The following is a 12,858-nucleotide window of genomic DNA, read 5'->3' as shown; positions in this document are numbered from 1 at the left end:
CCGCCCCAGCCGCTGAAGGCATTTGGCGCGGTTGCCATGCATGTCCTTCTTGATCGGCGCGGTGGCAGTGATCTGGATGATATCCGGGCGGTCGGGCATTTGCTTCGCACTTGCAGAAAAAAGGGTTGAGGGGACCATACAGCGGAATCGCGCCGGGTCCAGTGCGGCGTTTGGGTGTCGGGTTGTTTCGCCGTGCCATTGGCACGCCGACCCGCGCGGCCCTTACGGGCCGCGTGAAACGCTCTTGCAAGAGCGTTTCCGGGGGGCTCTGCCCCCGTCGCCTTCGGCGACTCCCCCGAGGTATTTTCACCAAGCTGAAAGGAACGCTTAACCTTCGATCCGCGACAGGTCCGCGATCTTGCCGCAGCTTGCGGTGATCTCGTGCAACAGATTGAGGCGATTGCGGCGAAGGATCGCGCTGTCCGCATTGACCTGCACGGTGTCAAAGAAAGCATCGATGGGCGCGCGCAGAGCGGACATGGCGGACATGGCGGCGGGGAAATCATCCGATGCAAGCGCCGGGGCAACAGCGGCCTCGGCCTGCGACAGCGCCGCGAACAGCGCCTTTTCCTCTGCAGTCTCGGCGTATTTCACATCGGCACCGTAGCGGTACTCGACCCCGTCTTTCTCCTCGGCCTGGGCCAGGATGTTGGCGGCGCGCTTGTAGCCTTGCACGAGGTTTTCCCCGTCGTCAGAGGCAAGGAAGGCCGCCAGCGCCTCGGCCCGCCTGACCAGAAGGGCCAGATCGTCGCTGCCCGGCAAGGCAAGGCAGGCATCGATCACGTCATGGCGGATGCCTTGATCGCGCAGGTGGACCTTGAGACGGTCGTGGGTGAAGCGGAGCAGGTCATCGGATGCGTCCGGAACCTTGTTTTCCAGTGCAAGGAAATCGTCATGCAGATCATCGAGACGGTCCTTGACCGCGTGGAAGGCCGCGCCGAAGACGCCATGATGCGCGATCTCCTGCAACAGTTCGGTCAGTGCGCTGTCGTCGAGGTCATGGTTCACAGCAGCCTCGATCCGGATCAGCTGCGCATCGATGAAGCGATCCAGGTTCAGGCGCAGCCCGTTCACCAGCACCAGCCGGATCACCCCGAGCGCGGCGCGGCGCAGCGCGTAAGGGTCTTTCGACCCGGTGGGTTTTTCGTCGATGGCCCAGAAGCCCGCCAGCGTGTCGAGCTTGTCGGCAAGAGCCACGGCGACCGAAACGGGCGCGGTCGGCACATCGTCGGAGGGGCCAAGCGGCGAGTAATGCTCCTGCGCGGCGGCGGCGACCTCTGCCGAGTAGCCTGCGGCTTCGGCATAGTAGCGGCCCATTAGGCCCTGAAGCTCCGGGAACTCGTAGACCATTTCCGAGGACAGGTCGGCCTTGGCAATCCGCGCGGCGGTTTCCGCCTGATCGGGATCGGCGCCCACCACCGGGGCCAGGTCTCGGGCCAGTGCCGCGATGCGGGTAATCCGGGCGGCCTGCGTCCCAAGCTTGTTGTGGAAGGTCACGTTTTCCAGGCTGCGGGTCCAGGCGGACATGTCCGACTTTGCAACGCGCAGGTCGTTTTCCCAGAAGAATTTCGCATCCGCCAGACGGGCGGACAGCACCTTGCCATTGCCTGCCAGAATGGTCGCGCCATGGTCGGTGGTTTCGCGGTTGGCGACGGTGATGAAGCGTTCGATCCGGCCCGTGGTCGGGTTCTTCACGGAAAAGAATTTCTGATGTTCGCGCATGGAGGTCTGAAGCACCTCCGGCGGCAGGCCCAGGAATTCCTCACCGATCTCGCCCATCAGGACCACCGGCCATTCCACCAGCCCGGCGACCTCGGCCAAGAGGCCCTTGTCCTCGACCACCTCCAGCCCGGCGGCGAAGGCCATGTTGGTGGCGTCGTGCCAGATATGGTCCGCTCGCTCCTCCGCAGAGAGGATCACATGGGCCTTCTTCAGTTTGGCGGCGTAGTCGTCGAAGCCGGTTACGGCAAAGCGACCGGCAGCCATGAAGCGGTGGCCCTCAGTCGTGTCGCCAGCGGCAATCCCGTCCACGTCGAACGGCACCATGTGGGCGCCGTTTTCATCGGACAGGATGCACAGGATCGAATGCAGCGGACGCACCCAGCGCAGGTTGCCCGCGCCCCATCGCATCGACTTGGGCCAGGGGAAGTTGCGGATCGTCGCGGGGATGATCTCGGCCAGAATATCCTCTGCCGAGCGGCCCGGCTTCACGACTTTCGCAAAATAGGTCTGGCCCTTCTTGTCGTCGCGGATCTCCAGCTGGTCCTTGCTGAGCCCCGTGGCGCGTAGGAAGCCGTCCAGCGCCTTTTCCGGCGCATCGGTCCGGGGGCCTTTGCGTTCCTCGGTCACATCGGGGCTCTCCGCCGTCAGCCCTTCCAGCGCCAGCACCAGACGGCGCGGGGTGGAAAACGCCCCGGCACCCGCATAGGTCAGCCCGGCCTCGACCAGCGCGTCGGTGACCAGTTTCTTCAGATCCTCAGCCGCGCGGCGCTGCATCCGCGCGGGGATTTCCTCACTGAACAGTTCCAGCAGAAGATCGGGCATGTCAGTTCCTCTCGGGCGCGGGCGGGCAGTCTTCGGGGACGGGATCGCCGCTATAGGCCGCTTCCCCGCAATGGTTCAGTTGGTGCCAGGCATAGCCCCGGCCGTTTTCGGTGATCATCACGATCTGGTCGATGCCATAGACAATGTTGGCCTCGCCCAGGAAGGCCAGGCCGGTGCCCGCCTCCAGCGCGCGGGTCAGGGTGCCGGCGTCATAGCAGTCGAACCAGCCCGGTGTGTTGAGCGGGGTGGCGCCCGCGTAGGGCTGGTAGGTCTCGGTCATCAGGGCGAGGCTCAGCGGCGTGGTGAAGCAGGCCCGGAAGCGCAGGGGCGAGGTGTCGGCGTCGATGCCCTCGAAATCGGCAATCGGCAGCGGATCGACCACACCGTCGAAGGTCGTGGCGCTGATCGTCACCGCATCCATGCTGATCGGTTCATAATAGGCGCGCGTTTCGGTCCACCACAGCAGGGCCCCGGCGGCGGCACCGGACAGAACGATTGCAGTTACCACGAATTGCCCCCGGGTCATGCCGCGCTGTCGCTTTCAGGCACGAAGCCCCCTGCCCCGGTCTGCACGAAGGCATCGGCGCATTTCTTGGCCAGCGCACGGACGCGGCCGATATAGGCCTGACGTTCAGTGACCGAGATCACGCCGCGCGCGTCCAGAAGGTTAAAGAGGTGGCTGGCCTTGATGCACTGGTCATAGGCCGGGTGCGCCATGATGATGCGCTTGCCTGTCTTGGGGTCCTCGTGCGGGTGGCTGAGGATCGCCTCGCATTCGGCCTCTGCATCCTCGAAATGGCGCAGCAGAATTTCGGTTTCTGCCGTGTCGAAGTTGAAACGGCTGTATTCCTCTTCGGTCTGGCGGAACACATCGCCATAGGTCAGCGGAATCGGCGCGTCGGGGTCGTTGAACGGCATGTCCATGACGTGATCGACGCCGAGGATATAGATCGCCAGACGTTCCAGCCCGTAAGTCAGCTCGCCCGACACGGGCTTGCAGTCATGGCCGCCGACCTGCTGGAAATAGGTGAACTGGCTGACTTCCATGCCGTCGCACCAGACTTCCCAGCCAAGGCCCCAGGCCCCCAAGGTGGGGCTTTCCCAGTCATCTTCCACAAACCGCACGTCGTGCAGGTCCATGTCGATGCCGATGGCCTCCAGCGAGCCCAGATACAAAGCCTGCAGATCGGGCGGCGAGGGTTTGATCAGCACCTGATACTGATAGTAGTGCTGCAACCGGTTCGGGTTCTCGCCATAGCGCCCGTCCGTGGGGCGGCGCGAGGGCTGCACATAGGCCGCGGCCCATGGTTGCGTGCCGAGGCTGCGCAGGGTGGTGGCCGGGTGGAAGGTGCCGGCACCGACCTCCATGTCATAGGGCTGCATGATCGCGCAGCCCTTGGTGGCCCAATAGGACTGGAGCCTCAGGATGATTTCCTGAAAACTGCGCGGCTGCGTGCTTTTCTCGGCCATGTCTTTTCCCGGGTGTTGCAAGGCAGGGGTGTGATAGTGGTCCCCCCCGCCATGGTCAATTGGCCGATCACGCATATTTCTGGTGCATCGGCTGTTCACTCTGATAGGTTGCCGCCGATCGTGAACGGGCGAAGCCCGCAGGAAACATGGGGTTAGGAGAAAGAGGATGGCAGCACGCCGGATTGTTTTGTGTCTTTTGATCATACTGGGCATGGCCGTATTCGGGGCCGATGACGCCCAGGCACAGGACCGTGTTTGGGTCCAGATGGAGGCTCATCCCGATCTGGCCACCGCCGAGGGCCGGGTGCGCGCCTATTCGCGGCTGCTGCCAGCGGTGAACGGCTATCGTCTGCGCACCGGCTGGTATGCCATCGCGCTCGGGCCCTACACGCCCGGCGAAGGCGCGGCGGTTCTGAACCAATTGCGCGCACAGGGGGCCATTCCGCAGGACAGTTATCTGTCCGAAGTGGACATCTACCAGCAACAGTTTTTCCCCATTGGTGCCAACACCTTGGCCCCCGGCACCGTAACCGAGGCCCCCACCATCGCAGGCACCCCGCAGCCTGCTGCGCCGGTACTGCCCGAGGAAACCGTGGCCGAGGCCCGGCAAAGCGAACGTCAGCTTGATCAGCAGGGACGCGAGGCGCTGCAGATCGCGATGCAATGGTTCGGATACTACAATTCCGGCATCGACGGCGCTTTCGGCCCCGGCACCCGTGGCGCCATGTCCGCCTGGCAGGCAGCTCAGGGCTATGAGGAAACCGGCGTCCTGACCACGCGTCAGCGGGCCGAGCTGCTGGCCAGCTATCAGGCGGAACTTGATGCGCTTGGCATGCAGACCGTGCGCGACGAACGCGCGGGAATCGAGATCGACCTGCCCTTGGCGATGGTCGAGTTCGCCCGCTACGAGTTTCCCTTCGCGCAGTTCGATTCCGTGGGCGATTCCGGCGTTCAGGTTCTGCTGATCAGCCAGGAGGGCAGCGAAGCCACGCTCGGTGGCCTGTACGAAATCATGCAAACGCTGGAGATCGTGCCGCTGGAAGGCGAGCGTAACCGCCGGTCCAACAGCTTCGTTCTGACCGGTCAGTCCGACACCCTGCGCAGCCACACCGTGGCGCGTCTGGAAGATGGGCAGATCAAGGGCTTCACGCTCATCTGGACGCCCGAACGGGATGCGCAGATGACCCGTGTTCTGGACATGATGGAAGACAGTTTCTCCACCTTTGGCGGCACGCTCGACCCCGGCGCGGTCGATCCCGGCATGGAACAGGGCGTTGACCTGATGGCCGGTCTGGAAGTGCGTCAGCCCGACCGGGTGCGCAGCGGCTTCTACCTCGACAACACCGGCACCGTGCTGACCACCGCTGAGGCCGTGGCCTCCTGCACCCGCGTTCTGGTCAATGACCGGTATGAGATGACCGTGGCCCATTCCGACCCGGCGCTCGGGCTGGCCGTCCTGCGCCCGACGCAGTCACTGGCCCCCTCGACCTACGCGGGCTTCCCCACCGTTCCGGCACGTATCCGCAGTGATGTGGCGGTTGCGGGCTATCCCTATGAGGGCGCGCTTGGCGCGGCGTCCATGAACTTCGGCACGCTGGCCGACATGCAGGGGCTGAATGGCGAGGACACGATGGCGCGGCTTGAAATGTCGATCGAACCGTCCGAGGCCGGGGCCCCCGTACTGGATGCCACCGGCGCGGTGATCGGCATGGTCCTGCCCGAGCCCGACACCGGCCGCGCCCTGCCCGAAGGCGTCAGCTTCGCCCTGCGCGGCGACCGGATGGCGGAATTCCTCGGCACCGCCGGGGTCCGGGTCAACGCGGCCCCCGTGCAGGCCGATCCGATGACCCGCAATGCGCTGGCCCGCTATGGCAGCGATCTGGCGGTTCTGGTGACCTGCTGGAACTGATCGCAAGGCGCTTGTGAACAGAAAAGGGCGGTCCGAAGGGGCCGCCCTTTTTCTGTCGGGCGCGACCTGTTCACCCCCGCCAGAACTGGGTAGTGAACAGGACAAAGACCGCCATCAGCTCCAGCCGCCCGACCAGCATCGCAACGGTCAGAATCCACTTGGCTGTGTCATTGAGGTTGGTGAAGCTGCCCGCCGGTCCGATCTCGCTGCCAAGGCCCGGCCCGATATTGGCCAGCGCCGTGGCCGCCCCCGACACAGACGTCACGAAATCCAGCCCGGTCAGTGCCAGCAGCATCGCCACCACACCGAGGCTGACGAAGAACATCACGAAGAAGGCCATGACCGAGGACAGGACTTCCTCGCTGACCTTGCGGCCTTCGTAGCGCGGCTCAAAGATGCCATGCGGGGCGTAGAGCCTGCGCAGCTGCGTCGAGATCGACGCCATCAGCAACTGATAGCGGAAGATCTTGATCGAGCAGGCAGTCGAGCCCGCGCAGCCGCCAATCAGGCCGATGAAGAAGAAGACGACAACCGCAATCGCACCCCATTCCTGGTAATCGACGCTGGCATAGCCCGTGCCCGAGATGATCGAGGTCACGTTGAAGATCGCCTCGCGGAACCCGTGTTCCAGATGGTCGCCGTTCACAACCAGCCGGTAGACCGCGAAGAAGATCGTCAGCAGCAGGATCGTGGTCAGATAGGCGCGCACCTGCGTATCGACCCAGAGCGGCCGGGCGCTGCCGGCCAGCATCTGCACGTAGCGCACGAATGGCAGGCTGGCGAGGATCATGAAAACGGCGGCGGCATATTCCATCGGTCCCTGAAACGCTCCGAAAGAGGCGTCAGAGGTGGAAAACCCACCGGTCGAGACGGTGGTCATGGAATGCACGATCGCCTCAAACGTCGGCATCCCGAGCGCCACATAGGTGAGCGAGCAGACAAGCGTGAGACCCAGATAGATCACCGAAATCTGCTGTGCGATCTCACCTGCGCGGGGCAGGATCTTGCCCATCGTATCGAAGGCTTCGGATTTGAAGATCTGCATGCCGCCCACGCGCAGTTCCGGCAGGAACACCATCGCCACGACAATGATGCCGACGCCGCCGAACCATTGCAGCATCCCGCGCCAGAAGAGCAGCCCCTCGGGCAGCCGTTCCAACCGGATGAAGACGGTTGATCCCGTCGTTGTCAGGCCCGACATGGATTCAAAGAGCGCGTCGATGAAGGTTGCTTCGGTCTCCCCGAGTATGAAGGGAAGCGCACCGAAGATGGGCAGGGCCAGCCAGACGCCCGTGGTCAGAAGAAAAGTCTGCTGGATGGACAGTCGCTTGCTGACCCCGCTGGACGCGGCCAGCGCCAGCATCGCACCGGGCAGCACCGTCAGAACTGCGCTATCCAGGAAGGCCCGCCAATGCCCGTTCTGATAATAGAGATCGACGCCCATGGGGACCAGCATGGTCAACCCCAGCACGAGGACAAGCAGTCCGATCACATATCCAATGGGCCTGAGGTCGTACATGGGCCGAAGCGTTGGCCCGGCCCGCGCGCGCTGTCAACCGGAGAAGCTTCGCACGGGCGCTTTCGCTGTGCCCCTCAGATATACAGGATATCGCGGAAAACATACCGCGCGATATCTTCGCGGCGCAGACCGATGCGGGCCAGTTCGGTGTCGGTCATACCGTTCAGGCGCTGCACCTGATTGGCGCGGGACTGGGCGGCGTCATAGGCGGAAAACACGCGCATGAGCGCGGCAAAGAAGCTGCGGATCGGGGACTCGGTGCCGGTTGCGGCGGGGGACAGGGCGATGGTTGCCATGGGACTACCTCTTGATATCTGCGACGGGCAATTGCCCGGCTCGACCTGATAGGTATGTCTTCCTGACCCGTTTGCCCAATGCCGATCCGGAAACCCCGGTTTGCGTCAGGGGCAGGGCTCAACCAATGTGGAAAAGCGTCTTGAACAGTTTGGGGTCAAGGCTGGTAGCGGCAAAGGTGTCGCCCTCGGTCAGCACGCTGACCGCGTCATGGCTGTGCAGGCTTTCCTGGTGGCTGGCGACAATGCGGAAATCTCCCACGCGGGGTTCGTCATGCAGGGCCTGCGCAAAGAGCCTCGCGGCGTCCTCGACGAAAATCGGGTTCGCCGCGTTCAGCTCGGCAAAGGCCTGTTCATCCTCGCGTTTGACCATAACTTGCGTTTCCGTTGGCACCGCATGGCGGGCCAAGTCTATCAGGTCCTCGAACCACAGGCAGTCACGGCCAAAGGGCACTTCGACCGATATCCGCGCCACCGAGCGTTGCGAATGCGGAGTTGCCAGCTGGTTGCGAAATTCGCGGGCATGTTCGCTGAGTTCCAGAGAACACGGGCAGGTGGAACTGTAGACATAGTCGAGATGCAGGATCTTCTTGCGGCTGCCACCCTGCTCCACCAGTTCCAGCGCGATATCGTAATACTGGTACCCGGTGAGGCCGGAGCGCAGGCTTTCGATCTTCATCGGGAAGGAAAAGCGCATCTGGATGCGGGCATCGAAGCTGTCGAGATCGGTCTTGTAGGCGTCAAGCGCCGCTTCCATCACCTCGAAGCTGAATGTCCGCTCTGCGTGGTTGTAGAAGCTGCGCATGATCCGGGACATGTTGATGCCCTTTTTCTCCGCCTCCAGACTGACCGTGCCTGTGACCGAGGTTTCCAGCGTCAGATCGCCGTCATCTCGGGTGTGGTAACGGATCGGCAGGCGGAAATTGGAAATGCCCACATGCTGGATCACCCGTTTCTGCCCCTTGATCAGCGAGGCGGGGCCGTTTTGCAGGTCGGGCAAGCCCGCCTTGTACTCGGCATCGACGGTGAAATCCTTCGGATAGTCACGGTTGAAAACCGGGTATTCCGGGGCATTGCGCAGAAGTCCGGTGATGGACGGGTCGAGCGCGGCCAGCTCCTCCGCCGACGCGGTGGCTGCCCATGCGCGCAGGGTGTCCAGCGCTTTGCGGGCCTCGTCGCTGTCGGGCGCGGTGGCAAGATCGTTGAGCTGCAGGTTCATGGCGCAGGCCTTCCCGGGGTCTGGAGACTGACAATATGGGCCAGCCGCCCCGCTATTCCAAGTTTTCCGTTGCGAGAGCTAGGTGAGAAAGGGTGGAGCGGACCCGCCCAAAACGGCACCATGTTGCGATCCGGCGTCAGAATGGCGGATGGCTCAACCGGGGCGCTGGAATTTTCTTCGAAGAAAATTGTCAAAGCTCTTCGAAGAGCTTTCCCCGCGCCCCGCTCACCCGCTGCGATAGCGGTTGACGAAGTTCTTCAGCACCCGTTCGGGCACAGTGATCTCTTCGGCCAGACAGGCTTCGGTCAGGCTGTCAGCCTCGTCTGGGTGAAAGTATCCCTTGTTGCGGTAGATGCGGATGCGGGTGGCAAAGCTATCGCCATCGGCTTCCGGGTGGAACTGAGTAGCGTAGACATTCTGCCCGTAGCGGATCATCTGGAAGGGGCAGCTCTCCGCCGCCGCCAGATGCACCGCGCCGGGGGGCAGGTCCTGCACGGCCTCCTTGTGCCCCACAAGCGCCCGGAACGTCCGCGGCAGCCCGTCAAAGAGCGGATCTGCCGCTCCCTCTTCGGACAAGGTGCAGTCGACCCCGCCGATCGCCTCGCCATAGCGCGCCTTGCTGACCTCTCCGCCCAAGTGATGAGCGAGGATGCCGAGCCCGTAGCAGCAGCCCATGAAGGGCACGTCGCCCTCGGTGATGCGCGGCATCAATCCCAGGATTTCCGCCTCGATCTTGGCTTCCTGCGGGGTCTTGTCCTCGGGCGCGTCCGACACGCAGCCGGGCCCGCCGCCCACGATCACGCCGGAATAATCGGCCAGCACCAGCCCGCCCGGCAGGTCGCGCTTGTCGAGCCGGATGCGGTGCACCTCATCCTCCGACAGCCCGCCCTTGGCAAGGAAGCTGTTGAACTCCTCGTCGGCGGCTTCATCCTCGGGGCGCAGTTGCAGGATCAGAAACGGTTTCATGCCGCCCGTTCTAGCGCAGGTTTCAGCGATTTTGCCATGGGGTAATTGTGCAGGGTGACGCCGTGGCGCTCCACCTTCTGCCGAGGCCCGTCCTGCCAGCCCTGCCGGAGGAAGAAGGGCCGCGCCAATTCGCTGGCATCGGTGCTCAGCTGCGCCAGCCCGTGGCGTCGCGCGCAGCGTTCCAGAAGACCATAGAGCATCGCCGCCACGCCATGTCCCTGCCATTCGGGCGCGACGAAGGCGAGGTCGAGATAGCCGGTCTCGGGATCAAGCGTCATGAACCCGGCGGGAACCTTCCCGGCCCAGGCCACCAGCGTCACGGCCCCCGTCAGCCGCGCCTCCCAGTCCGGGCCGCTCGGTGGCTGGGGACTCCACGCCGCACGTTGCGCGGCATCATAGGCCCTAACCGTGCCCTCATGCACGGATCGGTGAAAGAGCTGCCCCAGCAGGTCGCCCTCTCCCGCCCGAAAACGGTGAATGGTGATCTCGGTCATTGGGCCGCCGCCAAAGCCTGTTCGAGATCGGCGATCAGATCCGACGGGTCTTCCAGCCCCACCGACAGGCGCAGCAGCCCGTCCGAGATGCCAAGCGCGGCGCGCTGTTCTGGCGTCAGCCGCTGGTGGGTGGTGGTGGCCGGATGAGTGATGATCGACTTTGCATCGCCCAGGTTGTTGGAGATCACGATGACCTGCAGCGCGTTCAGCATCTTGAAAGCTGCAGGTTTGCCGCCCTGCAACTCTATAGAAATCATCGTCCCGCCCGCTTCCATTTGCGCTATCGCGAGGTTCTGCTGCGGGTGATCGGGCAGGAAGGGGTGGATTACGCGGGCCAGACCGGGCTGACCCTGCAGCGCGGTGGCGATCCGGTAGGCACTATCGGCCTGCGCCCTTACACGCAGGTCCATCGTCTCCAGCGCCTTCAGCATCACCCAGGCGTTGAAGGGCGAGAGCGAGCCGCCGGTGTGTTTGAGATAAGGCTCCACCACCTTGCGGATGAACTGGCGGGTGCCGCAGATGACGCCCCCCAGACAACGCCCCTGCCCGTCGATATGCTTGGTGGCTGAATAGACGATGACATCGGCCCCCAAATCGCCCGAACGTTGCAGGACAGGCGTGGCAAAGACGTTGTCCACGACGACAATTGCCCCGACCGCATGGGCCAGCTCGCTGACGCCCTTGATGTCAATCACCTCCAGCGTCGGGTTCGACATGCTCTCAAAGAACACCGCCTTGGTGTCGGGCCGGATCGCCGCCTTCCATTCGTTCAGGTCGGTGCCATCGACGAAGGTGACCTCAACGCCGAAGCGGGTCAGAACCTCCTCAAGGATATAGAGGCAGGAGCCAAAAAGCGCCTTGGCCGAGACCACGTGATCCCCTGCCCTCAACATCGAGGTCAGCGCACCACTGACAGCGGCCATGCCGGAGGCGGTGGCGAAGGCGTCCTCGGTCCCTTCCAGCGCCGCAATCCGTTCCTCGAACATGCGCACGGTGGGGTTGCCGTAACGGGCATAGATGAATTCGTCATCGCCCGATTCAATGAACCGCGCCTCGGCCTGCTCGGCACTGTCATAGACGAAACCCTGCGTGAGGAAGATTGCCTCGCTGACCTCTCCGTACTGGCTGCGGCGGGTGCCGCCATGGACGGCGCGGGTGCGGGGCTTGGCGTCGGCGGGAAGCTGTTTCGGTCCCATTGTCATTCACGGTCCTTTGCTGGCCCGAGGCATGAAAAAACCCCGAACCGGGTGAACGGTCGGGGGCAAGAGCCATGGATGGCGCTGCTCGACCTCTTTAGCGGCTTGTTTAACGTGGCCCGCAATCCGGTTAACAAATCGCCACGATGGCAACGGGATAAGCCAGCGCGTGGGACTTGGCAAGAGGGAACCCGACGCGGGGAAAGGCGTGACAATCGCCGCCCCAAGTGATTATTCAGACGAAGAGACCCGGCAAGAGCCCGGAAAAAGCGATAGATCAAGGCGATAGAAAATGGCAGATATCCTGACCCTCGAAAACCTCGGCAACCTGGTGATGCTGTGCTTCCTGCAGGCGGTTCTGGGCTTCGACAATCTTCTTTACATTTCGATTGAAAGCCAGCGGGCCCCGAAGGAAAGCCAAAAGAAAGTGCGGTTCTGGGGGATCATCATCGCCGTGGCGCTGCGGGTCGTCTTGCTCTTCACCATGGTCCAGCTGATCGAGAGCCTGTCCGAACCGTTCTTCGTCATGAACTGGGAGGGCGTTCTGGAAGGCGGCGTAAACTTTGCCACCTGCGTCTTCGTTTTTGGTGGCGTCTTCATCATGTATACGGCGGTCAAGGAAATCGGGCACCTGTTGTCGGTTCATGATTTTGACCATGAAGGCCCTGAAAAATCAGGAAAATCTGCTGTTCAGGTGGTTGTGCTCATCGTCTTGATGAACCTGATTTTCAGCTTCGATTCCGTGCTGTCGGCGCTGGCCATCACCGATGTTTTCCCGATCTTGGCTGCCGCGATCCTGCTCTCGGGTCTTGCGATGTTGCTGCTGGCGGATGGTGTCACCGCTTTTATCGAGAAGAACCGGATGTACGAGGTTCTGGGCCTGTTCATCCTGCTGATCGTGGGCGTCGTGCTGCTTGGTGAAGCGGGCGTTGCCGCCGAACACGCCACCCACGACCCGGCCATGGCGGTGCATATCTTCGGTTACGCGCTGATCCCGATGTCGAAGACAACCTTCTATTTCGCGGTCGTGGTGCTGTTTGTCGTCGAGTTCATTCAAACCGGCTATAAACGTAAGCTCGATGCTGAACGGGCACGCGGCGCATTGGCGGAAACCGTCCCGGTACACGATTCAAAGCACTGACATCTTTTTTTTACGCCCCTGCGTGCTTATCGTATTGGGCGGAAAGGGGTTCCTACATGAGTTCAAACGGTCTTCAGGGTGTCGCCTTCGTGGCGCTTGTGGTCATC

Annotated in this window: 11 protein-coding genes and 1 riboswitch; of the genes, 2 read left to right on the top strand and 9 right to left on the bottom strand. The window is 62.9% G+C overall.

Going from position 1 to position 12,858, the window contains the following annotated elements; genetic code table 11:
* Positions 1–327: 327 nt before the first annotated feature.
* From glyS to BKY26_RS11695, 3 genes are read right to left on the bottom strand one after another with little or no spacing between them, the layout of a single operon-like run.
* Complete coding sequence (gene glyS, locus BKY26_RS11705; RefSeq protein ID WP_071690573.1) at positions 328–2,544, bottom strand: glycine--tRNA ligase subunit beta; 2,217 nt, start codon at positions 2,542–2,544, stop codon at positions 328–330.
* Between the two features lies 1 nt (position 2,545).
* Positions 2,546–3,052 (bottom strand): DUF6446 family protein, encoded by a 507-nt coding sequence (locus tag BKY26_RS11700; protein WP_245764451.1) that lies wholly within the window; start codon positions 3,050–3,052, stop codon positions 2,546–2,548.
* A gap of 14 nt (positions 3,053–3,066) precedes the next feature.
* A complete protein-coding gene (locus BKY26_RS11695) occupies positions 3,067–4,014 on the bottom strand; it encodes a glycine--tRNA ligase subunit alpha (RefSeq protein WP_071690571.1) in 948 nt (315 codons plus the stop codon).
* Positions 4,015–4,225: 211 nt separating this feature from the next.
* On the opposite strand from BKY26_RS11695, the gene BKY26_RS11690 reads away from it, so the two are divergent.
* Positions 4,226–5,923 carry a serine protease gene (locus tag BKY26_RS11690; protein ID WP_071690578.1) on the top strand — a complete coding sequence of 566 codons (1,698 nt, stop codon included), beginning with the start codon at positions 4,226–4,228 and terminating at the stop codon, positions 5,921–5,923.
* Between the two features lie 70 nt (positions 5,924–5,993).
* Here BKY26_RS11690 and BKY26_RS11685 read toward each other — a convergent pair whose 3' ends face one another.
* The 6 genes from BKY26_RS11685 to metZ all read right to left on the bottom strand — a co-directional run bounded on the left by BKY26_RS11685 (position 5,994) and on the right by metZ (position 11,616).
* Positions 5,994–7,442, bottom strand: a complete 1,449-nt coding sequence (locus tag BKY26_RS11685; RefSeq protein ID WP_071690570.1) for a TrkH family potassium uptake protein — start codon at positions 7,440–7,442, stop codon at positions 5,994–5,996.
* A gap of 74 nt (positions 7,443–7,516) precedes the next feature.
* Positions 7,517–7,738, bottom strand: a complete 222-nt coding sequence (locus BKY26_RS11680) for a YjiS-like domain-containing protein (protein ID WP_071690569.1) — start codon at positions 7,736–7,738, stop codon at positions 7,517–7,519.
* A 118-nt stretch (positions 7,739–7,856) separates the two neighbouring features.
* Positions 7,857–8,954, bottom strand: coding sequence for a GTP cyclohydrolase FolE2 (gene folE2, locus BKY26_RS11675; RefSeq protein WP_071690568.1), 1,098 nt, complete (start codon positions 8,952–8,954; stop codon positions 7,857–7,859).
* Between the two features lie 225 nt (positions 8,955–9,179).
* The gene (locus BKY26_RS11670) at positions 9,180–9,920 is read right to left on the bottom strand and encodes a glutamine amidotransferase (protein WP_071690567.1); all 741 of its coding nucleotides are present in this window, start codon (positions 9,918–9,920) and stop codon (positions 9,180–9,182) included.
* Positions 9,917–10,414 carry a GNAT family N-acetyltransferase gene (locus tag BKY26_RS11665; protein WP_071690566.1) on the bottom strand — a complete coding sequence of 166 codons (498 nt, stop codon included), beginning with the start codon at positions 10,412–10,414 and terminating at the stop codon, positions 9,917–9,919. The genes BKY26_RS11670 and BKY26_RS11665 overlap by 4 nt, the downstream gene beginning before the upstream one ends.
* Positions 10,411–11,616 (bottom strand): O-succinylhomoserine sulfhydrylase, encoded by a 1,206-nt coding sequence (gene metZ, locus BKY26_RS11660; protein WP_227435010.1) that lies wholly within the window; start codon positions 11,614–11,616, stop codon positions 10,411–10,413. Before metZ ends, BKY26_RS11665 begins: the two co-directional genes overlap by 4 nt.
* Before the next feature lie 70 nt (positions 11,617–11,686).
* A riboswitch (SAM riboswitch) is annotated at positions 11,687–11,765 on the bottom strand.
* A gap of 137 nt (positions 11,766–11,902) precedes the next feature.
* Here metZ and BKY26_RS11655 point away from each other — a divergent pair.
* Positions 11,903–12,751 carry a TerC family protein gene (locus BKY26_RS11655; RefSeq protein ID WP_071690565.1) on the top strand — a complete coding sequence of 283 codons (849 nt, stop codon included), beginning with the start codon at positions 11,903–11,905 and terminating at the stop codon, positions 12,749–12,751.
* Positions 12,752–12,858 lie beyond the last annotated feature (107 nt).

This window comes from Nioella sediminis, assembly GCF_001879695.1.
GTDB classification, from domain to species: domain Bacteria; phylum Pseudomonadota; class Alphaproteobacteria; order Rhodobacterales; family Rhodobacteraceae; genus Nioella; species Nioella sediminis.
This window is presented reverse-complemented; position numbering and strand designations above follow the sequence as displayed.

Excerpts from the sequence above, each read along its gene's own strand:
- glyS (WP_071690573.1), bottom strand. The coding sequence starts at position 2,544 with ATGCCCGATCTTCTGCTGGAACTGTTCAGTGAGGAAATCCCCGCGCGG.
- BKY26_RS11695 (WP_071690571.1), bottom strand. The coding sequence starts at position 4,014 with ATGGCCGAGAAAAGCACGCAGCCGCGCAGTTTTCAGGAAATCATCCTG.
- BKY26_RS11690 (WP_071690578.1), top strand. The coding sequence starts at position 4,226 with ATGGCCGTATTCGGGGCCGATGACGCCCAGGCACAGGACCGTGTTTGG.
- BKY26_RS11685 (WP_071690570.1), bottom strand. The coding sequence starts at position 7,442 with ATGTACGACCTCAGGCCCATTGGATATGTGATCGGACTGCTTGTCCTC.
- BKY26_RS11680 (WP_071690569.1), bottom strand. The coding sequence starts at position 7,738 with ATGGCAACCATCGCCCTGTCCCCCGCCGCAACCGGCACCGAGTCCCCG.
- folE2 (WP_071690568.1), bottom strand. The coding sequence starts at position 8,954 with ATGAACCTGCAGCTCAACGATCTTGCCACCGCGCCCGACAGCGACGAG.
- BKY26_RS11670 (WP_071690567.1), bottom strand. The coding sequence starts at position 9,920 with ATGAAACCGTTTCTGATCCTGCAACTGCGCCCCGAGGATGAAGCCGCC.
- BKY26_RS11665 (WP_071690566.1), bottom strand. The coding sequence starts at position 10,414 with ATGACCGAGATCACCATTCACCGTTTTCGGGCGGGAGAGGGCGACCTG.
- metZ (WP_227435010.1), bottom strand. The coding sequence starts at position 11,616 with ATGACAATGGGACCGAAACAGCTTCCCGCCGACGCCAAGCCCCGCACC.
- BKY26_RS11655 (WP_071690565.1), top strand. The coding sequence starts at position 11,903 with ATGGCAGATATCCTGACCCTCGAAAACCTCGGCAACCTGGTGATGCTG.